This window comes from Burkholderia sp. AU33803, assembly GCF_002223095.1.
Classification (GTDB): Bacteria; Pseudomonadota; Gammaproteobacteria; order Burkholderiales; family Burkholderiaceae; genus Burkholderia.
The window spans coordinates 26,169-49,445 of record NZ_NKFJ01000003.1; the positions used below are offsets into that span (position 1 = coordinate 26,169).

Here is a 23,277-nt window from a genome sequence, read left to right on the forward strand (position 1 = left end):
AATGGCACGTTCTGTTAAAAAAGGTCCGTTCTGCGACGCCCATTTGCTGAAGAAAGTTGAGGCGGCTGCAGCTTCGCGCGACAAAAAGCCGATCAAGACCTGGTCGCGTCGTTCGACGATTCTGCCGGATTTCATCGGCCTGACGATCGCTGTTCACAACGGCCGTCAACACGTTCCGGTGTACATCTCGGAAAACATGGTCGGCCACAAGCTTGGCGAGTTCGCACTGACCCGTACGTTCAAGGGTCACGCAGCCGACAAGAAGGCCAAGAAATAAGGGGCAATCAAGATGGAAGTGAAAGCAATTCATCGCGGTGCCCGCATCTCGGCGCAGAAAACGCGCCTTGTGGCTGACCAGATCCGCGGTTTGCCGGTCGACAAGGCGCTGAACGTTCTGACGTTCTCGCCGAAGAAGGCGGCTGGCATCGTGAAGAAGGTTGTGCTGTCGGCAATCGCGAATGCGGAGCACAACGAAGGCGCTGATATCGACGAGCTCAAGATCAAGAGCATCTACGTCGACAAGGCTGCATCGCTCAAGCGTTTCACCGCGCGCGCCAAGGGCCGCGGTAACCGCATCGAGAAGCAATCCTGTCACATCACTGTGACGGTCGGGAATTAAGGAGCCATACGATGGGACAGAAAATTCATCCGACTGGCTTCCGCCTGGCTGTCAGCCGCAATTGGGCTTCGCGTTGGTACGCGAACAACAACAATTTCGCGGCGATGCTGCAGGAAGACATCGGTGTTCGTGAATACCTGAAGAAGAAGCTGAAGAACGCTTCGGTCGGTCGGGTCGTCATCGAGCGTCCGGCGAAGAACGCGCGCATCACGATTTACAGCTCGCGTCCGGGTGTGGTCATCGGCAAGAAGGGCGAGGATATCGAGCAGCTGAAGACGGAACTGCAACGCCGCATGGGCGTTCCGGTTCACGTCAACATCGAAGAAATCCGCAAGCCGGAAACCGATGCTCAGCTGATCGCTGACTCGATCACGCAACAGCTCGAGCGCCGGATCATGTTCCGTCGCGCGATGAAGCGTGCGATGCAGAACGCGATGCGTCTGGGTGCCCAAGGCATCAAGATCATGAGCGCGGGCCGTTTGAACGGTATCGAAATCGCTCGTACGGAGTGGTATCGCGAAGGTCGCGTGCCCCTTCACACGCTGCGTGCTGATATCGACTACGCGACCTCGGAAGCGAAGACGACCTACGGGATCATCGGCGTCAAGGTGTGGGTTTACAAGGGCGATACGCTCGGCCGCAACGACGCACCGGTGGTGGAAGAAGTAGCCGAAGACAAGCGTCCGCGTCGCAATGCGCGTCCGGGCGACCGTCGTCCGCGCCGTGACGGCGAAGGCGGCGCTCCGGGTGCTCGTCGTGGCGCACCGCGCCGCGGCGCCGGCAAGCCCGAAGACGGCAAGACTGGAGAATAACGATGCTGCAACCGAAACGCAGAAAGTATCGTAAAGAGCAGAAGGGTCGTAACACCGGCAAGGCGACGCGCGGCAACGCAGTGTCGTTCGGTGAATTCGGCCTGAAGGCTATCGGTCGCGGTCGTCTGACCGCACGCCAGATTGAAGCGGCGCGTCGTGCAATGACGCGTCACATCAAGCGTGGCGGCCGCATCTGGATCCGGATCTTCCCGGACAAGCCGATTTCGCAGAAGCCGGCCGAAGTGCGTATGGGTAACGGTAAGGGTAACCCGGAGTACTACGTCGCCGAGATTCAGCCGGGCAAGATGCTCTATGAAATGGACGGCGTAACCGAAGAACTGGCACGCGAAGCGTTCCGTCTGGCTGCAGCCAAGCTGCCGCTGAAGACGGCGTTCATCGTGCGCCAGCTCGGCGCCTAAGGAGAAAATATGAAGGCTTCCGAACTTCTCCAGAAAGACCAGGCCGCGCTCAACAAGGAGCTGGCGGACCTGCTGAAGGCGCAATTCGGCCTGCGCATGCAACTCGCGACCCAGCAGCTCACGAACACGAGCCAGCTGAAGAAGGTTCGTCGCGACATCGCACGTGTGCGGACCGTCATGACTCAGAAGGCGAACCAGAAATGAACGATAGCGTGAAAACCTCGCTGAAGCGGACGCTGGTCGGTCGGGTCGTCAGCAACAAGATGGACAAGACCGTCACCGTGCTGATCGAGCACCGCGTCAAGCACCCGATCTACGGCAAGTATGTCGTGCGTTCGAAGAAGTACCACGCGCACGATGAAGCGAACACCTACAACGAAGGCGATCTCGTCGAAATCCAGGAAACCCGTCCTGTTTCGAAGACGAAGGCCTGGACGGTGTCGCGCCTCGTCGAAGCAGCTCGCGTCATCTAAGCGGGCAGCGCAGTAGGCAGTAACAGGCACTTCTCCGCGAAGTGCTTGAAATCGCAAAGTATTTGCTTGCGTGACCAGGATTATTTGTTATAATCCTGGTCTTCCCTCTTTATGGGAGCCCCGTCGCGGGCGAAGTTGGTGGGGGAAGCGGACTGGCGCCTGCCTGTCCGAAAGATTCACCGAATTGCGATGGCGGGTTTCGTTTGCCGTCGCTGCTGTTCCAACCCAAGCAGCCGATTGGCTGACGGGACCAAGACTGACCGAATGCATCATGGTGGTGCATCCGGATTAAGTTGGGAAAGACAAACCATGATCCAGACCGAATCTCGGCTCGAAGTAGCCGACAACACGGGTGCACGTGAAGTCCTGTGCATCAAGGTGCTCGGCGGCTCGAAGCGTCGTTATGCCGGCATTGGCGACATCATCAAGGTGAGCGTCAAAGAGGCAACGCCGCGCGGGCGCGTGAAGAAAGGCGAAATTTACAACGCCGTGGTGGTCCGCACCGCCAAGGGCGTGCGCCGTCAAGACGGCTCGCTGATCAAGTTCGACGGCAACGCCGCTGTGCTTTTGAATAACAAGCTCGAGCCGATCGGCACCCGTATTTTCGGGCCGGTCACGCGTGAGCTGCGTAGCGAACGATTCATGAAGATCGTTTCGCTGGCGCCGGAAGTGCTGTAAGGAGTCGCGATGAACAAGATTCGCAAAGGTGACGAAGTCATCGTCGTCACTGGCAAGGACAAGGGCAAGCGCGGCGTCGTGCTGGCTGTCGGTGCAGAGCATGTGACGGTTGAAGGTATCAACCTCGTCAAGAAGCATGTGAAGCCGAACCCGATGAAGGGTACGACGGGCGGCGTGGAAGCGAAGACGATGCCCCTGCATATTTCGAACGTCGCACTGGTCGACGCGAATGGCAAGGCGTCGCGTGTTGGCATCAAGGTCGAGGAAGGCAAGAAGGTTCGCTTCCTGAAGACGACCGGTGCTGTACTGAGCGCCTGACGCAGCGGAGTAAAAAATGGCTCGTTTTCAAGAGTTTTACAAAGAAAAGGTTGTGCCCGGCCTGATCGAGAAGTTCGGTTACAAGTCGGTCATGGAAGTGCCGCGCATCACCAAGATCACGCTGAACATGGGTCTTGGCGAAGCGATCGCTGACAAGAAGATCATCGAGAACGCCGTTGGCGACCTCACGAAGATCGCTGGTCAGAAGCCGGTCGTGACCAAGGCACGCAAGGCAATCGCAGGCTTCAAGATCCGCCAGGGCTACCCGATTGGCGCGATGGTGACGCTGCGTGGCCAAGCGATGTACGAATTCCTCGACCGTTTCGTGACGGTTGCCCTGCCCCGCGTGCGTGACTTCCGCGGCGTGTCGGGTCGTGCTTTCGATGGCCGTGGCAACTACAACATCGGTGTGAAAGAGCAGATCATTTTCCCCGAAATCGACTACGACAAGATCGACGCACTGCGTGGGCTGAACATCAGCATCACGACGACTGCGAAGACCGACGACGAAGCAAAGGCTCTGCTCGCCAGCTTCAAGTTCCCGTTCAGAAACTGAGGTTACCGTGGCTAAACTGGCACTGATCGAACGTGAAAAGAAGCGCGCCCGCCTGGTCGCGAAGTTCGCAGCAAAGCGCGATGCGCTGAAGGCGATCGTCGAAGACCAAAGCAAGTCGGAAGAAGAGCGCTACGAAGCACGCCTTGAGCTGCAGCAACTGCCCCGCAACGCAAACCCGACCCGCCAGCGTAACCGCTGCGCGATCACGGGCCGTCCGCGTGGCACGTTCCGTAAATTCGGCCTCGCGCGTAACAAGATTCGTGAAATCGCATTCCGTGGCGAGATTCCTGGCCTGACCAAGGCGAGCTGGTAATAGGAGAAACGTAAATGAGCATGAGTGATCCTATCGCCGATATGCTGACTCGCATCCGCAACGGGCAGATGGTCGAGAAGGTATCGGTGTCGATGCCCTCGTCGAAAGTCAAGGTTGCAATCGCGCAAGTCCTGAAAGACGAAGGCTATATCGACGATTTCGCCGTGAAGGCGGAAGGTGCGAAGTCCGAACTGAATATCGCGCTGAAGTACTACGCCGGCCGTCCGGTCATCGAACGCATCGAACGCGTGTCGAAGCCTGGCCTGCGCGTGTACCGCGGCCGTAACGACATCCCGCAGGTCATGAATGGCCTCGGTGTGGCAATCGTGTCGACGCCGAAGGGCGTGATGACCGACCGCAAGGCGCGCGCTACCGGCGTCGGCGGCGAAGTCATCTGCTACGTCGCTTAAAGCCGAGGAGAGAGAAACATGTCTCGAGTAGGTAAGAGCCCGATCGCGCTGCAAGGCGCGGAAGTCAAGCTGGCCGACGGTGCGATCACCGTCAAGGGCCCGCTGGGCACCATCACGCAAGCGATCAATCCGCTCGTGAACGTGGCGAACAACGACGGCACGCTGAACCTGTCGCCGGTGGACGAAAGCCGCGAAGCAAATGCACTGTCGGGCACGATGCGCGCGATTATCGCGAATGCCGTGCACGGCGTGACCAAGGGTTTCGAGCGCAAGCTGACGCTGGTTGGCGTCGGTTATCGTGCGCAAGCGCAAGGCGACAAGCTGAACCTGTCGCTGGGTTTCTCGCACCCGGTGGTGCACCAGATGCCGGAAGGCGTCAAGGCAGAAACCCCGACGCAAACCGAAATCGTGATCAAGGGGATCAACAAGCAACAAGTCGGTCAAGTGGCTGCGGAAGTCCGCGGTTACCGTCCGCCGGAACCCTACAAGGGCAAGGGCGTGCGCTATTCCGACGAGGTTGTGATCCTCAAAGAAACGAAGAAGAAGTAAGGGTGCGCAATCATGGATAAGACTCAATCTCGCCTGCGCCGCGCTCGCCAGACGCGTATCAAGATCGCTGAGCTGCAGGTCGCGCGTCTCGCCGTGCATCGCACGAACACGCACATCTACGCTCAAGTGTTCTCGCCGTGCGGCACCAAGGTGCTCGCCAGCGCGTCGACGCTCGAAGCAGAAGTGCGCGCAGAACTGGCCGACAAGTCGGGCAAGGGCGGCAACGTCAATGCCGCGACGCTGATCGGCAAGCGTATTGCCGAAAAGGCAAAGGCTGCCGGCATCGAATCCGTCGCCTTCGACCGCTCGGGCTTCCGCTACCACGGCCGCGTCAAGGCGCTGGCTGAGGCAGCTCGCGAAGCTGGGCTCAAGTTCTAAGGAAGGAATTCGTCATGGCAAAGATGCAAGCGAAAGTTCAGGCTGACGAGCGCGACGACGGCCTTCGCGAAAAGATGATTTCGGTCAATCGCGTGACCAAGGTCGTGAAGGGTGGCCGTATTCTCGGCTTCGCCGCACTGACCGTGGTTGGCGACGGTGATGGCCGCATCGGTATGGGCAAGGGCAAGGCGAAGGAAGTGCCGGTCGCTGTCCAGAAGGCAATGGAACAAGCTCGCCGCAACATGTTCAAGGTGCCGCTCAAGAACGGCACGCTGCAACACGAAGTGCACGGCAAGCATGGCGCATCCGCTGTCCTCCTCGCTCCGGCGAAGGCAGGTACGGGCGTGATCGCCGGCGGCCCGATGCGCGCAGTGTTCGACGTGATGGGCGTTCAGAACGTTGTGGCAAAGAGCCACGGTTCGACGAACCCGTACAACCTCGTTCGCGCCACGCTGGACGGTCTGCGCAAGCAGTCCACCCCGGCAGACATCGCGGCGAAGCGCGGCAAGTCCGTCGAAGAAATTTTGGGCTAAGCCCGGGTGGTCACCATGTCTGAAAAAACTGTCAAGGTTCAGCTCGTTAAGAGCCTGATCGGGACCCGCGAATCGCACCGCGCGACCGTGCGTGGCCTGGGCCTGCGCCGACTCAACTCGGTCAGCGAGCTTCAGGACACGCCGGCGGTCCGCGGCATGATCAACAAGGTCTCGTACCTCGTTAAGGTCATCGCGTAAGCGGCCCTACGGATCAAGGAGTTGATATGGAATTGAATAACCTGAAGCCGGCAGCTGGCGCCAAGCACGCCAAGCGTCGCGTCGGCCGTGGCATCGGTTCGGGCCTCGGCAAGACGGCTGGCCGTGGTCACAAGGGTCAGAAATCGCGTTCGGGCGGCTTCCACAAAGTCGGTTTCGAAGGCGGTCAGATGCCGCTGCAACGTCGTCTGCCGAAGCGCGGCTTCACGTCGCTGACGAAGGAATTCGTCGGTGAAGTGCGCCTGGGCGACCTCGAGAAGCTGCCGGTCGATGAGATCGATCTGCTCGCACTGAAGCAAGCCGGCCTGGTCGGCGAGCTGACGAAGAGCGCAAAGATCATCGCGACGGGCGAACTGAAGCGCAAGATCGTCGTGAAGGGTCTCGGTGCCACCAAGGGTGCGCGCGCTGCGATCGAAGCGGCTGGCGGTTCGTTCGCCGAGTGACACGCGTAGCGCGTCGTCACTTGCATTCATCGGAGAAGGTACTTGGCTAACAGCCCGAGTCTTGCAAAACCCGGTCGAAGCACGGCGAAATTCGGCGATCTGCGCCGGCGAGCAATGTTCTTGCTCCTGGCGCTGATCGTCTATCGCATCGGCGCGCACATTCCCGTGCCGGGCATCGATCCGGATCAACTGGCTAAGCTGTTCCAGAGCCAGGCGGGCGGCATCCTGGGCATGTTCAACATGTTCTCGGGTGGCGCGCTTTCCCGCTTCACGATCTTTGCGCTGGGGATCATGCCGTACATCTCGGCGTCGATCATCATGCAGTTGCTGGCGATTGTCTCGCCGCAGCTCGAGGCGCTGAAGAAGGAAGGGCAGGCAGGGCAACGGAAGATCACGCAGTACACGCGGTATTTCACCGTGGTGCTCGCGACCTTCCAGGCGTTCGGTATCGCGGCTGCGCTGGAAAACCAGCCGGGCCTCGTTACTGACCCCGGCATGCTGTTCCGTCTGACGACGGTCGTGACGCTGGTTACCGGTACGATGTTCCTGATGTGGCTCGGCGAGCAGATTACCGAGCGTGGTCTGGGCAACGGTATCTCGATCATCATCTTCGGCGGGATCGCAGCAGGGTTCCCGAATGCCGTCGGTGGGTTGTTCGAGCTGGTGCGTACGGGTTCGATGAGCATCATTTCGGCGATCATCATCGTCGTCCTGATTGCCGCGGTGACTTACCTGGTCGTGTTCATCGAACGCGGTCAGCGCAAGATCCTCGTGAACTACGCGAAGCGCCAGGTCGGCAACAAGATCTACGGTGGGCAGTCGTCGCATCTGCCGCTGAAGCTGAACATGTCGGGTGTGATTCCGCCGATCTTCGCATCGTCGATCATTCTGTTCCCGGCAACGATTCTCGGCTGGTTCAGTACCGGTCAGCCGACGGGAAGCTGGATTTCCAATACGTTGCATAACGTTGCGGAAGCGCTGAAGCCGGGCCAGCCGGTCTATGTGCTGCTGTACACGCTGGCGATCGTGTTTTTCTGCTTCTTCTACACCGCACTGGTGTTCAACAGCAGGGAAACCGCAGACAACCTGAAGAAGAGTGGCGCGTTTGTTCCGGGCATCCGTCCGGGTGATCAGACCGCACGATATATCGACCGCATCCTCACGCGTCTGACGCTGGCCGGTGCGATCTACATCGTCTTCGTGTGTCTGCTGCCGGAGTTTCTGGTGCTGCGCTGGAACGTGCCGTTTTATTTTGGTGGAACGTCGCTGCTGATCATTGTCGTCGTCACGATGGACTTTATGGCGCAGGTGCAGTCGTACGTTATGTCGCAACAGTATGAGTCACTGCTCAAGAAGGCGAACTTCAAGGGCGGCAACATCCCGATGCGTTGAAAGGACTATGGCCAAAGACGATGTAATCCAGATGCAGGGTGAGGTGATTGAAAACCTCCCGAATGCGACCTTCCGCGTGAAGCTGGAAAACGGCCATGTCGTGTTGGGGCATATTTCCGGAAAGATGCGGATGCACTACATCCGCATCCTGCCGGGCGACAAGGTGACGGTTGAATTGACGCCTTACGATCTGTCTCGTGCGCGGATCGTGTTCCGGGCGAAGTGATTTGAAAAAAGGGTATTATCATGAAAGTGATGGCATCGGTTAAGCGCATTTGCCGCAATTGCAAGATCATCAAGCGCAAAGGCGTCGTTCGCGTGATCTGCAGCTCGGATCCGCGCCACAAGCAGCGCCAAGGCTGACCGCGCGTTTGTTTGCGCTTTTTGTTTGAGGAAAAACAATGGCTCGTATCGCAGGGGTTAACATCCCGAATCACCAGCACACCGAGATCGGCCTGACGGCAATCTTTGGTGTCGGCCGCACCCGTTCGCGCAGCATCTGCGTGGCAGCTGGCGTCGATTTTTCGAAGAAGGTCAAGGACTTGACCGACGCAGACTTGGAAAAGCTGCGTGAAGAAGTGGGCAAGTTTGTCGTCGAAGGCGATCTGCGCCGTGAAGTGACGATGAACATCAAGCGCCTGATGGACCTCGGTTGCTACCGTGGTGTTCGTCATCGCAAGGGCCTGCCGATGCGCGGTCAGCGTACGCGTACGAACGCACGTACTCGCAAGGGTCCGCGTCGTGCAGCGCAAGCGCTGAAGAAGTAAGCGGAACTGACAGTTACAGGAAAACGTAATGGCTAAGGCTTCGAACACCGCGGCGCAACGCGTTCGCAAGAAGGTTAAGAAGAACGTCGCTGAAGGCGTGGTTCACGTTCACGCGTCGTTCAACAACACGATCATCACGATCACCGATCGCCAAGGCAACGCACTGGCATGGGCGACGTCGGGCGGTCAGGGCTTCAAGGGCTCGCGCAAATCGACGCCGTTCGCTGCCCAGGTCGCAGCCGAGTCGGCTGGTCGCGTCGCGATGGAATACGGCGTGAAGAATCTGGAAGTGCGGATCAAGGGCCCGGGCCCGGGTCGTGAGTCGGCAGTGCGCGCACTGCACGGCCTCGGCATCAAGATCACCGCGATTTCGGACGTCACCCCGATTCCGCACAACGGCTGCCGTCCGCCGAAGCGTCGTCGTATCTAAAGGTGTGCTGGCACGTTCGTGCTAGCACATTGCCTGTCGCCGCTCAGCGTCGACGGGCGTTGCTTTTTTGATTGACTAAGCCCACCGTTCGCCCCAAAGGGCGCGAACTAGCGCGGATTCAGATCTGCGTGACTGATTGATAGAGGAATGCAAAGTGGCACGTTATATCGGCCCGAAGGCCAAGCTGTCCCGCCGTGAAGGCACCGACCTGTTCCTGAAGAGCGCACGCCGCTCGCTCGCCGACAAGTGCAAGCTCGACAGCAAGCCGGGTCAGCACGGCCGTACCTCGGGCGCACGTACGTCCGACTACGGTACGCAGCTGCGCGAAAAGCAGAAGGTCAAGCGTATCTACGGCGTGCTGGAGCGTCAGTTCCGCCGCTACTTCGCTGAAGCCGACCGCCGCAAGGGCAACACGGGTGAAAACCTGCTGCAACTGCTCGAATCGCGTCTCGACAACGTCGTGTATCGCATGGGCTTCGGCTCGACCCGCGCTGAAGCGCGTCAGCTGGTGAGCCACAAGTCGATCACCGTGAACGGCGTCGTCGCGAACGTCCCGTCGCAGCAAGTGAAGGCAGGCGACGTCGTCGCGATCCGCGAAAAGGCGAAGAAGCAGGCGCGTATCGTCGAAGCGCTGTCGCTGGCCGAGCAAGGCGGCATGCCGAGCTGGGTTGCAGTCGATGCGAAGAAGTTCGAAGGCACGTTCAAGCAAATGCCGGAACGCGCTGAAATCGCAGGCGACATCAACGAAAGCCTGATCGTCGAATTGTATTCGCGTTAATCCGATTGACGGCCGAGGTACCCCGATTGCGTTGCGCAAGGAGGGGCCTCGGCTGTTTATTTTCTGGTTGTTACCGGTCAGCCTTATCGGTGTAACGAGCCGAGGGTATTGAAAAGGAAAGCCCATGCAAACCAGTTTGCTGAAACCCAAGATCATCGCCGTGGAATCGCTGGGCGAGAACCACGCGAGGGTGGTCATGGAACCGTTCGAACGCGGTTACGGCCACACCTTGGGCAATGCGCTTCGCCGCGTGCTGCTGTCGTCGATGGTTGGCTACGCGCCGACCGAAGTGACGATCGCGGGCGTGGTGCACGAGTACTCGACGCTGGATGGCGTGCAGGAAGACGTCGTCAACCTGCTGCTGAACCTGAAGGGCGTGGTGTTCAAGCTGCATAACCGTGACGAAGTGACGGTTACGCTGCGCAAGGAAGGTGAAGGCGTTGTCACGGCCGGCGATATCGAGCTGGCTCACGACTGCGAAGTCATCAACCCGAATCACGTGATTGCACACCTGTCGAAGGGCGGCAAGCTCGACGTTCAGATCAAGATCGAAAAGGGTCGCGGCTACGTGCCCGGCAACGTTCGTCGCTACGGCGAAGACACGGCCAAGATCATCGGCCGCATCGTCCTCGACGCATCGTTCTCGCCGGTTCGCCGCGTGAGCTACGCTGTCGAAAGCGCACGTGTCGAACAGCGTACCGACCTCGACAAGCTCGTGATGAACATCGAGACGAGCGGTGTGATCACGCCGGAAGAAGCGATCCGTCAATCGGCCCGCATCCTGGTCGACCAGCTGTCCGTGTTCGCGGCGCTGGAAGGCACGGAAACGGCAGCCGAAGCGCCGTCGCGTGCACCGCAGATCGATCCGATCCTGCTGCGTCCGGTGGACGATCTCGAGCTGACGGTTCGTTCGGCGAACTGCCTGAAGGCCGAGAACATCTACTACATCGGCGACCTGATCCAGCGCACGGAAAACGAGCTGCTGAAGACGCCGAACCTCGGTCGCAAGTCGCTCAACGAGATCAAGGAAGTGCTCGCTTCGCGCGGTCTCACGCTGGGCATGAAGCTCGAAAACTGGCCGCCGGCTGGTCTCGACAAGTAAGCTCGGTTGTTGCTGTAGTTGGCAAAGATGCGGATTTTCCTTTAAAATCCGCATCTTGCTTTTTTTCGTTACCGGCCCGTGCACCCGTCGAGGTGCGATAGAAGAGCTGGATCAAAACTTTGAATCAAGGAAACTGAAATGCGCCATCGTCATGGTCTGCGGAAACTGAACCGCACGAGCAGCCACCGTCTGGCTATGCTCCGTAACATGTCCAACTCGCTGATCGAGCACGAAGTCATCAAGACGACGCTGCCGAAGGCGAAGGAACTCCGTAAAGTCGTCGAGCCGCTGATCACGCTCGGCAAGAAGCCGTCGCTGGCAAACCGTCGCCTGGCGTTCAACCGCCTGCGCGATCGTGACTCGGTGGCGAAGCTGTTCGACGTGCTCGGTCCGCGTTTCGCGAACCGTCCGGGCGGCTACCTGCGCGTGCTGAAGTTCGGCTTCCGCGTGGGCGACAACGCACCGATGGCACTGGTCGAGCTGCTCGATCGTCCGGAAGTCGACGAAACGGAAAACGTGCAAGAAGCTGAGTAAGCTTCCAGTACGCAGCAGTAACTGAAAGGGGCCGAGCAATTGCTTGGCCCTTTTTGTTTTTCCGGCGCCGGCTGCGATCGATTGTCGCAGGGCGGTGCCGGCAGCGTTGCGCGGGCTGCGCTACGATACGGGGCAGCCGGCGCGCGCCCCAGGTGGGCAATCCGCGTCGGCAGGAGCCAATAGACCAGCCAGGAGGGCGCGGATGATAGTGGTGCTGATGCTGACGACGGTGCCCGATGCCGAGACCGCCAAGGCGCTTTCAGACGGTGCGCTCGATGCGCGGCTTGCCGCGTGCGTGTCGGAGCTCGGCGCGATCACGTCGCGCTATCACTGGCAGGGCAAGGTCGAAACGGCCGACGAGATCCAGTTGCTGTTCAAGACGAGCCCCGTGCGGGCGCTCGAACTGGAGCGATTTATTCTCGCGCATCATCCTTACGAGACGCCCGAAATCGTCTCGTGGCAGACGACGGCATCGGCCGCGTACGGCCAGTGGGTGACCAGCGAAACTCAACGTCTATTTCATGTTTAACGGTATGGCGCTTCCCGTGCGCGTGCGCGCGCTGCGATTCCTCGCAGTCCTGTTGTCGTTCATGCTCGTGCTGGGCGGCCTGTCGGTCGCGCGCGCGGCCGACGATTTCCTCGATCCGTCGGTTGCGTTCAAGTTCAGTGCGAGCGAATCGCCGGGACAGGTGGATGTCCGCTTCAAGGTCGCCAATGGCTATTACCTGTACCGCGAGCGGTTCGCGTTCGCGGTGAAGAGCGGGCAGGCGACGCTCGGCGATCCGCAATTTCCGGCCGGCCACGTGAAGTTCGACCAGACGTTCCAGAAGGACGTCGAGACCTACCGTGACGAAGTCGTCGTGCACGTGCCCGTCAAGCAGGCATCGGGCCCGTTCGAGCTCGCGGTGACGTCGCAGGGGTGCGCGGACGAGGGCATCTGCTATCCGCCGGCCGAGCACGTCGTGAAGGTCGACGGCGCCGCGCTGGGTGCCGCGTCGTCGTCACCGTCGCCCGGCGTTGCGGTTGCCGAGGGCAGCTGGTTCGACAAGGTCACGAGCGCCGATTTTGCGCAGTCGCTGCTCGAAGGGCATGGCTTCTTCACGATCGTCGCACTGTATTTCGTCGCGGGCGTCGTGTTGAGCCTCCTGCCGTGTTCGTATCCGATGATTCCGATCGTGTCGGCGATCATCATCGGCCAGGGCACGCGCGCGACGCATGCGCGCGGCTTCGCGCTGTCGCTGACCTATGTGGTCGGCATGGCGCTGGTCTACACGGTGCTTGGCATTGCCGCGGCGCTGGTGGGCCAGAGCCTCGGCGCGTGGTTGCAGAACCCGTGGGTGCTCGGCGCGTTCGGCGTGCTGTTGACTGCGTTTGCCGTCTCGTTGATCTCGGGCAAGGACATCGCGCTGCCCGCGCGCTGGCAAAACGGCGCGGCCGAGGCATCGAGCGCGCGTCAGGGCGGCCATTTCATCGCGGTCGCGGCGATGGGTGCGCTGTCCGCGCTGGTCGTCGGCGCATGCATGACGGCGCCGCTGTTCGCGGTGCTCGCGTTCATCGCGCACACGGGCAATGCGCTGCTCGGCGGCGCTGCATTGTTCGCGATGGGGCTGGGGCTGGGCGTGCCGCTGCTGGTCGTCGGCGTCGGGGCCGGGACGGTACTGCCGCGCGCCGGCGCATGGATGGACGGCGTGAAGGTGTTCTTCGGCATCGTGCTGCTCGCAGCCGCGCTGTGGATCGTGTGGCCGGTGCTGGCCGGTGGCCTGAAGATGGTGCTCGCTGCGTTGTGGCTGCTGATCGCGGCCGCGGCGCTCGGGTTGTTCTCGCCGAATGCCGGCGCCACGTCGATCTGGCGCCGCCTTGGCCGTGGCGTGGGCGCTGCGCTCGCGATCTGGGCGGCCACGCTGCTCGTCGGGCTGGCTGCGGGATCGACCGATCCGGTCAAGCCGCTGGCGGTGCTGGCGGCACGCACGGTTGCGTCGGGCGGTACGGCGGCAGCAGGCGCGGCCGCTGCTCAGGAAGGGCCCGCGTTCGCATCGGTGCGCTCGAGCGGCGAACTCGACACGCTGCTGAAGACGGCGAGCCAGCCCGTGATGCTCGACTTCTACGCCGACTGGTGCGTGAGCTGCAAGGAGATGGAGCATCTGACGTTTACCGACCCGCGCGTGCAGGCGCGGCTCGCGCAACTTCACCTCGTGCGCGCGGACGTCACCGCGAACAACCCGGATGACCAGGCGCTGCTGAAGCGCTTCAACCTGTTCGGCCCGCCAGGCATCATCTTCTTCGATCGAAGCGGCAACGAGATCGGGCGCGTGGTCGGCTATCAGGCGGCCGAAACGTTCCTGCGCAGCCTCGACCGGGCTGCGGTCCCGACGGTATGACCATGCGCGTCGCGGGCGCGCGGGTGGCGAACCGGCGCGCTTGCGTGGCATGAATTGACGATCGACAAGGCATACGGCCGCGATCGACAGCAAACAAAAAACGGCGGGACACCGAAGTGTCCCGCCGTTTTTCTTTCCACCTGCCGGCAGGCGCTTAGCGCTGTGCTTTCAGCAGACGCGCGGCGTCGAGTGCGAAGTACGTGAGCACGCCGTCGGCGCCCGCGCGCTTGAACGCGAGCAGCGATTCCAGCACGACCTTGTCGTGATCGAGCCAGCCATTCATCGCGGCGGCCTTCAGCATCGCGTATTCACCGCTCACCTGGTACACGTAGGTCGGGAAGCGGAACTCGTCCTTCACGCGGCGCACGATGTCGAGGTACGGCATGCCGGGCTTGACCATCACCATGTCGGCGCCTTCGTCGATGTCCAGGCGCACTTCGCGCAGCGCTTCGTCGCTGTTCGCCGGATCCATCTGGTAGGTCATCTTGTTGCCCTTGCCCAGATTGGACGCGGAGCCGACCGCGTCGCGGAACGGGCCGTAGAACGCCGACGCGAACTTGGCCGAATAGGCCATGATCCGCGTGTGGATATGGCCGTCGCTTTCGAGCATTTCGCGGATCGCGCCGATGCGGCCGTCCATCATGTCCGACGGGGCGACGATGTCGACGCCGGCTTCCGCCTGCGCGCGCGCCTGGTCGATCAGGATCTCGATCGTGTCGTCGTTGATCACGTAGCCGTTTTCGTCGAGCACGCCGTCCTGGCCGTGGCTCGTGTACGGATCGAGTGCGACGTCGGTCAGCACGCCGAGTTCGGGGAAGCGCTTCTTCAGCTCGCGCACCGCGCGCGGGATCAGGCCTTCCGGATTGGCTGCCTCGCGGCCGTCAGGCGTTTTCACCGACGGCTCGATGGCCGGGAACAGCGACAGCACGGGCACCCCGAGTTCGACGCACTGCTCGGCGACCTGCATCAGCAGATCGACGGACACGCGTTCGACGCCGGGCATCGACGGCACCGGCTGCCGTTCATGGGTGCCTTCGACGACGAACACCGGATAGATCAGGTCGTCGGTGGTCAGGCGGTTTTCGCGCATCAGGCGCCGGGAGAAGTCGTCGCGGCGCATCCGGCGCGGACGATGAAGCGGATGGAAGCTCATGGCGATTGGGTAGAAATCAGGGCAGTAAGACCTTACGGAACCCTTAGGTCATTTTCGGGAGCGTTGGTATATGATAGCGATCGAGCGGCACGCGTCGCGTGCAGCTCCCCGCTTCTCCTCCCTGAGCGGGTGCCTGTCGTTTTTCGATTAGGCTGTTTGACCCGCCGTTCAACGGCGGGTTTTTTTATGAGCCGGCCGAAACCGCAGGCGCCGTCAGGTGCGCGCCGCCGATCCCGGCCGCGCGTTGCCCGATCATTGTGCTACAGGCTCGCTTTTTTCGTCGGCGACGGACGGCCGCACCCAGCTTTCGATCAATTCGTGCGCCTCGTCGAGCCCGACGCGCTTCATCGCCGAGAACAGCTGGACCGTCAGCTTGCCCTGGACACCCTGGTCACGATACGCATCGAGCCCCTTTTGCGTGGTCCGCAGCGCGTTGATGCTTTCTTGCCGCGTCAATTTGTCGCACTTCGTCAGCAGCGTGTGGATCGGTTTGCCGGTCGGCACGAACCACTCGATCATGCGGCGGTCGAGATCGGTCAGCGGACGGCGCGAATCCATCATCAGGATCAGGCCGCAGAGCTGCGAGCGGGTCGCGAGGTAGGACGACAGCAGCATTTCCCAATGCGCCTTGGCGGCGCCGGGCACTTCCGCGTAGCCGTAGCCGGGCAGGTCGACGAGATTCGCGACGGGTTCGGCGGCCGGGCCGACGGAGAAGTAGTTGATATGCTGCGTGCGGCCGGGCGTCTTCGACGCGAAGGCGAGCCGCTTCTGGTTGCACAGCACGTTGATCGCCGTCGACTTGCCGGCATTCGAGCGGCCCGCGAACGCGATTTCCGGCTGGACCGTCGGCGGCAGGTCGCGCAGATGGTTGACGGTCGTGTAGAAGCGGGCTTGATGGAGCAGAAAGGCCATGGGAACCGGAAGGACGGGCGGCGCGAGCCGCTTGGTGGAGGCGGGGTAGCCCCGATAGGCGCCGGAGCTTTCAACACGATATTGTACAATACGGCGGTTTTACCGAAGGCTACCGGGCGCCTGCCTCGCGCTTTTATGTAGCTTCTGCGGTAGACTGAACGCCGTCGTTTTTTGCAGAACCTCAAATTCCCACAAGACGAAACAGGGTGTGCGAATGAATCGACTGTGCAAGTCTCTGATGGTGCTTCAGGTTGCAGCAGGGTTCGTAGGTTTCGTAGCGGAGGCAAACGCGGCGGATGCGGCAAAGCCGGATCTCGACCGTGGCAAGGCGATTGCCGGGCAGGTCTGCGCGTCGTGTCACGGCGCCGATGGCAATAGCTCATCGGGCAGTTTCCCGAAGCTCGCCGGCCAGCATCCCGAATATCTGGTCAAGCAGTTGAACGACTTCAAGACGCAGCCGGGCGCGAAGGGGCCGATGCGCACCAACGCGGTGATGGTCGGATTCGCGAGCGCGCTGAGCGCGGACGACATGCGCAACGTCGCCGCGTACTACGGGGCGCAGACGACGAAGCTCGGCACCGCGCGCGATGCGGCAACCGTGCCGATCGGCCAGAAGATCTATCGCGGCGGCATCGCGGAGAAGGGCGTACCCGCCTGCGCGAGCTGCCACGGGCCGACAGGGCAAGGGATCCCGGTCCAGTATCCGCGTCTGTCGGGGCAATGGGCCGATTACACGGTCGCGCAGTTGACCGCGTTCCAGCAGGGTGCCGGCGCGCGCAACAACAACGAGGCGATGCATCAGATCGCCACGCGGCTGTCGGACAACGAGATCAAGGCCGTCGCGGATTACATCGCGGGCCTGCGTTGAGCGGTCAGCCGCCAACGGAATGACCGGGCGCCCGAAGGGCGGCCGGAGTCAGAACAAGAAAAGGGTGGGGCGCCGCGTCGTTGCGGTTGCCTCGCCCTTCTTTTTTGTCAGCGCGCGCCGGCCGTCACGAGCGTGCTGGCCGCCCCTTCGGGGGCAATGATCAAAGTGAGCGTTGGGGGCTGTTTCCCCTGAGTCGGAGTTTGAATGAGCGTTACCACGTCGGGGTTGCAGTCGAAGTCGGGTCAGGGTGCGTCCAAGCGCGCGGTCGAGCTGCTGAGCTCGATGCGCTTCGCGATTGCGCTGCTGGTGGTGCTGTCGATTGCGAGCATCATCGGCACGGTCCTGACCCAGGACGATCCGTATCCGAACTATGTGAACCAGTTCGGGCCGTTCTGGGCGGACATCTTCCGCTCGCTCGGCCTGTACAACGTGTACAGCGCGTGGTGGTTCATGCTGATCCTGATCTTCCTCGTCGTGTCGATCTCGCTGTGCGTGATCCGCAACGCGCCGAAGATGCTCGCCGATGCGAAGAGCTGGAAGGACAAGGTTCGCGAAGGCAGCCTGCGGGCCTTCCACCACAAGGCCGAGTACACGACGTCCGGCACGCGCGCGACGGTCACTGCGACGCTCGCGACGTTCGTCACCAAGGCCGGCTACAAGCACATCGTGCGTGAGAACGACGGCGCGACGCTGATCTCCGCGAAGCGCGGTGCGATGACCAAGTGGGGCTACATCTCCGCGCACCTCGCGATCGTCGTGATCTGTATCGGCGGCCTGCTCGACAGCAACCTGCCGATCAAATTCCAGATGTGGATGTTCGGCAAGAGCCCGGTCAACACGAGCGCGACGATCAGCGAGATCTCGCCCGACCATCGCCTGTCCGCGTCGAACCCGACGTTCCGCGGCTACGCGTGGGTGCCCGAGGGGCAGTTCGTGTCGACCGCGATCCTGAACCAGCCGAGCGGCTCGCTGATCCAGGACCTGCCGTTCTCGATCCAGCTCAACAAGTTCATCGTCGACTACTACACGACGGGCATGCCGAAGCTGTTCGCGAGCGACATCGTCGTGATCGATCGCGAGACCGGCCAGAAGATCCCGGCGCGCGTCGAGGTCAACAAGCCGTTCACGTACAAGGGTGTGTCGATCTACCAGTCGAGCTTCCAGGACGGCGGCTCGCAGATGCAGATGACGGCCTACCCGATGACCGGCGGCAACGCGAAAACCTTCCCCGTGAAGGGGACGATCGGCAGTTCGGCGCCGCTGCAGATGCCGGGCAACGACGGCGAAACGATCGAGTTCTCCGATTTCCGCGCGATCAACGTCGAGAACATGGCCGACGCGAACGGCAAGCCGGACGTGCGCGGTGTCGCGACGACGAGCTCGCTGAAGGAGGCGTTCGACGAACGCCTCGGCTCCGGCGCAAAGACGTCGAAGCCGACGCAGCTCCACAACATCGGCCCGTCCGTGCAGTACAAGATCCGCGGCAAGGACGGCCAGGCGCGCGAATTCAACAACTACATGCTGCCCGTCGACATGAACGGCGAGCGCGTGTTCCTCGCCGGCGTGCGTGCGAGCCCGAACGACCCGTTCCGCTACATGCGGATCCCGGCCGACAGCCAGGATTCGATCGGCGAATGGATGCACCTGCGTGCCGCGCTCGAGGATCCGTCCGCGCGCGCCGAGGCCGCTGCGCGCTTCGCGCAGCGTTCGCTGCCGGGCATGGACGCATCGCTGCGCAGCCGCCTGCAGGACAGCGCGCTGAAGGTGCTGACCCTTTTTGCGGCGGGCGACGACAGCGTCGGGCGTGGCGCCGATGGCCAGCCGATCGGCGGCTTCCAGGCGGTGGCGACGTTCATCGACCGCTCGGTGCCGAAGGCCGAGCAGGAGAAGGCCGCGAGCCTGCTGCTGCGGATGCTCGAGGGCTCGATGTGGGAGGTCTGGCAGATCGCGCGGGAGCGTGCGGGCGAGCCGGCGGCGCAGCAGGGTACCGACACGATCCGCTTCGTGCAGAACGCGATCAATGCGCTATCCGACAGCTTTTTGTATGGATCGCCGGTCTATTTGCAGCTTGACTCATTCAAGCAGGTGCAAGCTTCGGTATTTCAGTTGACGCGCGCACCCGGCAAGAATCTGGTGTATCTTGGCAGCCTGCTGCTGGTCGCCGGCATCTTCTCGATGTTCTACGTGCGCGAGCGGCGCCTCTGGTTCTGGTTGAAGGACGCCGGTTCGGGCGTCGATGTGGTGATGGCAATGTCCACGGCCCGCAAGACCTTCGATTTCGAGAAAGAGTTCGTGCAGACGCGCGACGCGGCGGGTGCCGCGTTGCACGCCGCACCTCGCGACGCCGCGCCGGCCGGTGCGGCATCGACGGCCCGTCCGCCTGCCGGCGACGGTTCCGATTCCGAGAATTCCACCCGGTAACATCATGGATCTCACGCAAGTCTCCTCTTCCCATCGGGCGTCGGCCCAGGCTCCGGTGACGGCGCCGCTGTTCGACGACCGTCCGTTCCTCGCGCGCCTGTCGTTGCTCGACTGGCTGTTCGCACTGGCGCTCGTGGTGGGCGCGGGCTATGCGCTCGTGCACTACAACGCGCACATGGATTACTACGACAAGGCGGTGATGATCGGCACCGTGCCGGCGCTCATCGCGCTCGGCTGGCGCTGGAAGCCCGCGCGGCTGATGATGGCGTCCATCGCCGTGCTGGCGCTGCTGTCGATCCAGATCTACCAGGGCGATCTCGCGCGCGCCGATTCGGCGTTCTTCCTCAAATACTTCCTGTCGAGCCAATCGGCGATCCTGTGGATGAGCGCGCTGTTCGTGCTCGCGACGATCTTCTACTGGATCGGCTTGCTCGCGCGCTCGGAGTCGGGCTCCGCAATCGGCCAGAAGCTCACGTGGGTCGCCGTGCTGATGGGCTTCACCGGTCTGATGGTGCGCTGGTACGAGTCCTACCTGATCGGGGCGGACGTCGGGCACATTCCGGTATCGAACCTGTATGAAGTGTTCGTGCTGTTCAGCCTGATCACCGCGCTGCTCTATCTGTATTACGAAGGCCACTACGGCACGCGCGCGCTCGGCGCGTTCGTGCTGCTGGTGATCAGCGCGGCCGTGGGCTTCCTGATGTGGTACTCGGTCGCGCGCGACGCGCAGCAGATCCAGCCGCTCGTGCCGGCGCTGCAAAGCTGGTGGATGAAGATCCACGTGCCGGCGAACTTCATCGGCTACGGCAGCTTCGCGCTGTCGGCGATGGTGTCGGTCGCGTACCTGATGAAGGAGCGCGGCGTGCTCGCCGATCGCCTGCCGACGCTCGACGTGCTTCACGACGTGATGGTCAAGTCGATCACGGTCGGTTTCGCGTTCTTCACGGTCGCAACGATCCTCGGCGCGCTGTGGGCCGCGGAAGCATGGGGCGGCTACTGGAGCTGGGACCCGAAGGAAACCTGGGCGCTGATCGTGTGGCTCAACTACGCGGCGTGGCTGCACATGCGCCTGATGAAGGGCCTGCGCGGCACGGTGGCCGCATGGTGGGCGCTGACGGGCCTGCTCGTGACGACCTTCGCGTTCCTCGGCGTCAACATGTTCCTGTCCGGGCTGCACAGCTACGGCAAGCTGTAAGATTTCCGCTGCTCGTCCGACTATGAGACCGCCGGTGCACTGCGTGCCCGGCGGTTTTCTTTTGTAACGGGCGGGCGGTCCGGGCGTCGAACGGCGCAAGACGGGCCGGGTCGAACGCTCATGAAACTGCGCGCGGCGCAGGCAGGAGGAGCAGCACGATGTGGATCAAACGCCCTTTGCGGAACGTACTGACCGGCGGCGATATTGCGCCCGACGAAATCACGCCGCGTGCGGTGTTCGAGAACCGGCGGCGCGTATTGCAGGCGGCTGGCCTCGCGGCGGCGGGCGGGTTGCTCGGCGGCAGCGGCGCAGCATTGGCCGCCTATGCGTCGCCCGATGCGCGGGCCGCGAAGCTTGCGGCGAAGACGAATGCGAAGTTCGTCGCGGCCGACAAGGTGACGCCGTTCAAGGACATCACCAGCTACAACAACTTCTACGAATTCGGCACGGACAAGAGCGACCCCGCGCAGAACGCGGGCACGCTGCGGCCGCGCCCATGGCGGGTGAGCGTCGAGGGCGAGGTGCTGCATCCGAAGGTATTCGATCTCGACGAACTGCTGAAGCTCGCGCCGCTCGAGGAGCGCGTGTACCGGCTGCGCTGCGTCGAGGGCTGGTCGATGGTGATCCCGTGGATCGGCGTGCCGCTGTCCGAGCTGATCAAGCGCGTGCAGCCGACCGGCAACGCGAAATACGTGCAGTTCGTCACGCTGGCCGATCCGTCGCAGATGCCCGGCCTCTCGACGCCCGTGCTCGACTGGCCGTACTCGGAAGGACTGCGGATGGACGAGGCGATGAATCCGCTGACGCTGCTGACGATGGGCGTCTACGGGCAGGTGCTGCCGAACCAGAACGGCGCGCCGGTGCGGATCGTCGTGCCGTGGAAGTACGGCTTCAAGAGCGCGAAGTCGCTCGTGAAGATCCGCTTCGTCGACAAGCAGCCGAAGACGAGCTGGAACACGTACGCGTCGAACGAGTACGGCTTTTATTCGAACGTGAACCCGAACGTCGATCATCCGCGCTGGAGCCAGGCGACCGAGCGGCGCATCGGCGAGGACGGCTTTTTCACGCCGAAGCGCAAGACGCTGATGTTCAACGGCTACGGCGACCTGGTCGCGTCGATGTATCAGGGCATGGACCTGAAGAAGAATTTCTGAGGGCGATGGTGAGAAACGACATGCCCCCTTCGACGCTGACGGCCGCGCCCACGGCCGGCGCCGACCAAGGTGCCGCACGTGCCGCCCGGGCGGGTGCGGTCCGTCCCGCCGCGCCGCGCTGGCTCGCACCGGCCAAGGTACTGGTTTTGGCGGCCGGCCTTTATCCGCTCGCGCGCCTCGTGCTGTTCGGGCTGACCGACCGACTCGGCGCGAATCCGATCGAGTTCATCACGCGCTCGACCGGGCTCTGGACGCTCGTGATCCTGTGCATCACGCTCGCCGTCACGCCGCTTCGGCGCATGACGGGGTTCGCCGCGTTGCTGCGCTTTCGGCGGATGATCGGGCTGTTCGCGTTCTTCTACGCGACGCTGCACTTCACGACCTACCTGTGGTTCGACAAGTGGTTCGACGTCGTCGCGATCCTGAAGGACGTCGGCAAGCGCGCGTTCATCACGGTCGGTTTTGCCGCGTTCGTGCTGCTGATTCCGCTCGCGGCCACGTCGCCGCGCGCGATGGTGCGCCGCCTGGGCCGCCACTGGGCGACGCTGCACCGCGCGATCTATGCGATCGCACTGTTTGCCGTGCTGCACTTCTGGTGGATGCGAGCCGGCAAGCACAATCTGGCGCAGCCGAAGCTGTATGCGGGAATCGTCGCCGTGCTGCTCGGCTGGCGGCTCATCGCATGGGGATGGCGGTGCGTGCGCGCGTGACGGCGCAGCCTGAAAAAACAAAAGGCGATGACCGGGAAGTCATCGCCTTGTTTCGTGAGCCGTGCAGGTGGCGCGTCGTTACTTCGCGGCCGGGCTCGACGCCGGTGCAGGCATCGACGATGCGCTGCTCGACAGTTCGGGTGACAGCGTGAGCGGCGTGCCGGACGAATCGGGCACACTGTCGGACGACGCGTTTTCATCGGTCGGCTTCACGTCCGACGGCGGTGTGTCCTGCTGCTGGAGTGGCTTGGGCATCGGAGGCACGGTGGGCAGATAGAGCGCGCCGCTTTGACCGCAGCCGGCAAGAATCGCCAAAGCCGCTACAATCGCGCTCATCCGGAAAACGACTCGCATGATCGTCCCTGAACAATTGAACCGATAGAGTTTAGCATGTCCGATACCGAATACCTGACCCGTGCCGAGGCCGTGCTGGCGGCCGTCGAGCGTACTGTCGACGACGCCAACGACGGCGATCACGACATCGATCTGGAGCGCAACGGCAGCGTCCTGACGCTGACGTTCGAGAACGGCTCGAAGATCATCGTCAACCTGCAGCCGCCGATGAAGGAAGTGTGGATCGCCGCTCGGGCGGGCGGTTTCCACTACCGTTTCATCGACGGCGAATGGCGCGATACGCGCACGGGCACCGAGTTTTTCTCGGCGCTCACCGAATACGCGACGCAGCAGGCCGGCCTGCCGATCACGTTCAGCGCGCCGTAACCGCTCGGGCCGAAGCCGGGGCTGCGCGTCGACGCGTCGTGCCAAA

At 62.4% G+C, this 23,277-nt stretch carries 35 protein-coding genes; 32 read left to right on the top strand and 3 right to left on the bottom strand.

The features are described 5' to 3' along the window. The first annotated feature begins 1 nt into the window (after position 1). The 26 genes from rpsS to dsbD all read left to right on the top strand — a co-directional run bounded on the left by rpsS (position 2) and on the right by dsbD (position 14,098). Positions 2 to 277, top strand: a complete 276-nt coding sequence (gene rpsS / locus CFB41_RS01465) for a 30S ribosomal protein S19 (protein ID WP_004199273.1) — start codon at positions 2 to 4, stop codon at positions 275 to 277. 12 nt (positions 278 to 289) lie between these two features. Next, positions 290 to 619, top strand: coding sequence for a 50S ribosomal protein L22 (gene rplV, locus CFB41_RS01470; RefSeq protein WP_004199272.1), 330 nt, complete (start codon positions 290 to 292; stop codon positions 617 to 619). Between the two features lie 11 nt (positions 620 to 630). Continuing rightward, positions 631 to 1,431: a 30S ribosomal protein S3 gene (rpsC, locus tag CFB41_RS01475; protein ID WP_006482899.1), complete on the top strand. Its 801-nt coding sequence runs from the start codon at positions 631 to 633 to the stop codon at positions 1,429 to 1,431. Between the two features lie 2 nt (positions 1,432 to 1,433). After that, positions 1,434 to 1,850 carry a 50S ribosomal protein L16 gene (gene rplP / locus CFB41_RS01480; RefSeq protein WP_006482873.1) on the top strand — a complete coding sequence of 139 codons (417 nt, stop codon included), beginning with the start codon at positions 1,434 to 1,436 and terminating at the stop codon, positions 1,848 to 1,850. Between the two features lie 9 nt (positions 1,851 to 1,859). Beyond that, positions 1,860 to 2,054, top strand: coding sequence for a 50S ribosomal protein L29 (gene rpmC, locus CFB41_RS01485; RefSeq protein WP_006400652.1), 195 nt, complete (start codon positions 1,860 to 1,862; stop codon positions 2,052 to 2,054). Then, positions 2,051 to 2,323: a 30S ribosomal protein S17 gene (rpsQ, locus tag CFB41_RS01490; protein WP_006477189.1), complete on the top strand. Its 273-nt coding sequence runs from the start codon at positions 2,051 to 2,053 to the stop codon at positions 2,321 to 2,323. The genes rpmC and rpsQ overlap by 4 nt, the downstream gene beginning before the upstream one ends. 309 nt (positions 2,324 to 2,632) lie before the next feature. Next, a complete protein-coding gene (gene rplN, locus CFB41_RS01495) occupies positions 2,633 to 3,001 on the top strand; it encodes a 50S ribosomal protein L14 (protein WP_006482918.1) in 369 nt (122 codons plus the stop codon). Positions 3,002 to 3,010: 9 nt separating this feature from the next. Then, a complete protein-coding gene (rplX, locus tag CFB41_RS01500) occupies positions 3,011 to 3,319 on the top strand; it encodes a 50S ribosomal protein L24 (protein ID WP_006477187.1) in 309 nt (102 codons plus the stop codon). Positions 3,320 to 3,335: 16 nt separating this feature from the next. Beyond that, entirely contained in the window at positions 3,336 to 3,875 is a 540-nt protein-coding gene (rplE, locus tag CFB41_RS01505) for a 50S ribosomal protein L5 (RefSeq protein WP_006477186.1), read from the top strand. Positions 3,876 to 3,882: 7 nt separating this feature from the next. Continuing rightward, on the top strand, positions 3,883 to 4,188 hold the full coding sequence (gene rpsN, locus CFB41_RS01510) for a 30S ribosomal protein S14 (protein WP_011350676.1): 306 nt from the start codon (positions 3,883 to 3,885) through the stop codon (positions 4,186 to 4,188). Positions 4,189 to 4,202: 14 nt separating this feature from the next. Next, positions 4,203 to 4,598 carry a 30S ribosomal protein S8 gene (gene rpsH / locus CFB41_RS01515; RefSeq protein WP_011350677.1) on the top strand — a complete coding sequence of 132 codons (396 nt, stop codon included), beginning with the start codon at positions 4,203 to 4,205 and terminating at the stop codon, positions 4,596 to 4,598. A gap of 18 nt (positions 4,599 to 4,616) precedes the next feature. Beyond that, a complete protein-coding gene (rplF, locus tag CFB41_RS01520) occupies positions 4,617 to 5,147 on the top strand; it encodes a 50S ribosomal protein L6 (RefSeq protein WP_006758786.1) in 531 nt (176 codons plus the stop codon). A 12-nt stretch (positions 5,148 to 5,159) separates the two neighbouring features. Next, positions 5,160 to 5,525, top strand: coding sequence for a 50S ribosomal protein L18 (gene rplR, locus CFB41_RS01525; RefSeq protein WP_006477183.1), 366 nt, complete (start codon positions 5,160 to 5,162; stop codon positions 5,523 to 5,525). A gap of 14 nt (positions 5,526 to 5,539) precedes the next feature. Further along, a complete protein-coding gene (gene rpsE / locus CFB41_RS01530) occupies positions 5,540 to 6,058 on the top strand; it encodes a 30S ribosomal protein S5 (RefSeq protein WP_006482895.1) in 519 nt (172 codons plus the stop codon). A gap of 15 nt (positions 6,059 to 6,073) precedes the next feature. Next, positions 6,074 to 6,256, top strand: a complete 183-nt coding sequence (gene rpmD / locus CFB41_RS01535; protein ID WP_006400644.1) for a 50S ribosomal protein L30 — start codon at positions 6,074 to 6,076, stop codon at positions 6,254 to 6,256. A gap of 26 nt (positions 6,257 to 6,282) precedes the next feature. Then, a complete protein-coding gene (gene rplO / locus CFB41_RS01540) occupies positions 6,283 to 6,717 on the top strand; it encodes a 50S ribosomal protein L15 (protein WP_006482880.1) in 435 nt (144 codons plus the stop codon). A 42-nt stretch (positions 6,718 to 6,759) separates the two neighbouring features. Continuing rightward, positions 6,760 to 8,109 (top strand): preprotein translocase subunit SecY, encoded by a 1,350-nt coding sequence (gene secY / locus CFB41_RS01545; protein WP_006482915.1) that lies wholly within the window; start codon positions 6,760 to 6,762, stop codon positions 8,107 to 8,109. Between the two features lie 7 nt (positions 8,110 to 8,116). Next, positions 8,117 to 8,335 carry a translation initiation factor IF-1 gene (gene infA / locus CFB41_RS01550; protein ID WP_004521905.1) on the top strand — a complete coding sequence of 73 codons (219 nt, stop codon included), beginning with the start codon at positions 8,117 to 8,119 and terminating at the stop codon, positions 8,333 to 8,335. Positions 8,336 to 8,355: 20 nt separating this feature from the next. Then, a complete protein-coding gene (gene rpmJ, locus CFB41_RS01555) occupies positions 8,356 to 8,472 on the top strand; it encodes a 50S ribosomal protein L36 (RefSeq protein WP_004199844.1) in 117 nt (38 codons plus the stop codon). Between the two features lie 38 nt (positions 8,473 to 8,510). Further along, positions 8,511 to 8,876 carry a 30S ribosomal protein S13 gene (gene rpsM / locus CFB41_RS01560; RefSeq protein ID WP_006477178.1) on the top strand — a complete coding sequence of 122 codons (366 nt, stop codon included), beginning with the start codon at positions 8,511 to 8,513 and terminating at the stop codon, positions 8,874 to 8,876. Between the two features lie 28 nt (positions 8,877 to 8,904). Next, positions 8,905 to 9,306 (top strand): 30S ribosomal protein S11, encoded by a 402-nt coding sequence (gene rpsK, locus CFB41_RS01565; RefSeq protein WP_004197937.1) that lies wholly within the window; start codon positions 8,905 to 8,907, stop codon positions 9,304 to 9,306. Positions 9,307 to 9,460: 154 nt separating this feature from the next. Next, positions 9,461 to 10,084 carry a 30S ribosomal protein S4 gene (rpsD, locus tag CFB41_RS01570; RefSeq protein WP_006477177.1) on the top strand — a complete coding sequence of 208 codons (624 nt, stop codon included), beginning with the start codon at positions 9,461 to 9,463 and terminating at the stop codon, positions 10,082 to 10,084. A gap of 124 nt (positions 10,085 to 10,208) precedes the next feature. Beyond that, positions 10,209 to 11,186: a DNA-directed RNA polymerase subunit alpha gene (locus tag CFB41_RS01575; protein ID WP_006477176.1), complete on the top strand. Its 978-nt coding sequence runs from the start codon at positions 10,209 to 10,211 to the stop codon at positions 11,184 to 11,186. Between the two features lie 138 nt (positions 11,187 to 11,324). Continuing rightward, a complete protein-coding gene (rplQ, locus tag CFB41_RS01580; RefSeq protein WP_006477175.1) occupies positions 11,325 to 11,720 on the top strand; it encodes a 50S ribosomal protein L17 in 396 nt (131 codons plus the stop codon). Positions 11,721 to 11,922: 202 nt separating this feature from the next. Further along, a complete protein-coding gene (gene cutA, locus CFB41_RS01585; protein ID WP_089455445.1) occupies positions 11,923 to 12,249 on the top strand; it encodes a divalent-cation tolerance protein CutA in 327 nt (108 codons plus the stop codon). Next, a complete protein-coding gene (dsbD, locus tag CFB41_RS01590; RefSeq protein ID WP_089455446.1) occupies positions 12,242 to 14,098 on the top strand; it encodes a protein-disulfide reductase DsbD in 1,857 nt (618 codons plus the stop codon). Before cutA ends, dsbD begins: the two co-directional genes overlap by 8 nt. A gap of 154 nt (positions 14,099 to 14,252) precedes the next feature. On the opposite strand, the gene hemB is transcribed toward dsbD, so the two are convergent. Continuing rightward, on the bottom strand, positions 14,253 to 15,251 hold the full coding sequence (gene hemB / locus CFB41_RS01595) for a porphobilinogen synthase (RefSeq protein WP_089439041.1): 999 nt from the start codon (positions 15,249 to 15,251) through the stop codon (positions 14,253 to 14,255). Positions 15,252 to 15,503: 252 nt separating this feature from the next. Then, positions 15,504 to 16,163: a ribosome biogenesis GTP-binding protein YihA/YsxC gene (gene yihA / locus CFB41_RS01600; protein WP_089424303.1), complete on the bottom strand. Its 660-nt coding sequence runs from the start codon at positions 16,161 to 16,163 to the stop codon at positions 15,504 to 15,506. Positions 16,164 to 16,377: 214 nt separating this feature from the next. Here yihA and CFB41_RS01605 point away from each other — a divergent pair, with 214 nt between their 5' ends. The 5 genes from CFB41_RS01605 (at position 16,378) to msrQ (ending at position 22,511) form a co-directional block, all read left to right on the top strand. Beyond that, positions 16,378 to 17,031: a cytochrome c gene (locus tag CFB41_RS01605; RefSeq protein ID WP_089455447.1), complete on the top strand. Its 654-nt coding sequence runs from the start codon at positions 16,378 to 16,380 to the stop codon at positions 17,029 to 17,031. A 204-nt stretch (positions 17,032 to 17,235) separates the two neighbouring features. After that, complete coding sequence (locus tag CFB41_RS01610; protein WP_089455448.1) at positions 17,236 to 19,452, top strand: cytochrome c biogenesis protein ResB; 2,217 nt, start codon at positions 17,236 to 17,238, stop codon at positions 19,450 to 19,452. A 4-nt stretch (positions 19,453 to 19,456) separates the two neighbouring features. Beyond that, complete coding sequence (gene ccsB, locus CFB41_RS01615) at positions 19,457 to 20,647, top strand: c-type cytochrome biogenesis protein CcsB (RefSeq protein ID WP_089455449.1); 1,191 nt, start codon at positions 19,457 to 19,459, stop codon at positions 20,645 to 20,647. A gap of 158 nt (positions 20,648 to 20,805) precedes the next feature. After that, positions 20,806 to 21,801, top strand: a complete 996-nt coding sequence (gene msrP / locus CFB41_RS01620; RefSeq protein ID WP_089455450.1) for a protein-methionine-sulfoxide reductase catalytic subunit MsrP — start codon at positions 20,806 to 20,808, stop codon at positions 21,799 to 21,801. A 20-nt stretch (positions 21,802 to 21,821) separates the two neighbouring features. Continuing rightward, complete coding sequence (gene msrQ, locus CFB41_RS01625) at positions 21,822 to 22,511, top strand: protein-methionine-sulfoxide reductase heme-binding subunit MsrQ (protein WP_089455521.1); 690 nt, start codon at positions 21,822 to 21,824, stop codon at positions 22,509 to 22,511. Between the two features lie 78 nt (positions 22,512 to 22,589). On the opposite strand, the gene CFB41_RS01630 is transcribed toward msrQ, so the two are convergent. Next, positions 22,590 to 22,865, bottom strand: a complete 276-nt coding sequence (locus tag CFB41_RS01630; RefSeq protein WP_089455451.1) for a lipoprotein — start codon at positions 22,863 to 22,865, stop codon at positions 22,590 to 22,592. Positions 22,866 to 22,901: 36 nt separating this feature from the next. Between CFB41_RS01630 and cyaY the strand changes: the two genes are divergently transcribed. Then, positions 22,902 to 23,231 carry an iron donor protein CyaY gene (gene cyaY / locus CFB41_RS01635; protein ID WP_069246934.1) on the top strand — a complete coding sequence of 110 codons (330 nt, stop codon included), beginning with the start codon at positions 22,902 to 22,904 and terminating at the stop codon, positions 23,229 to 23,231. Positions 23,232 to 23,277: the final 46 nt, after the last annotated feature.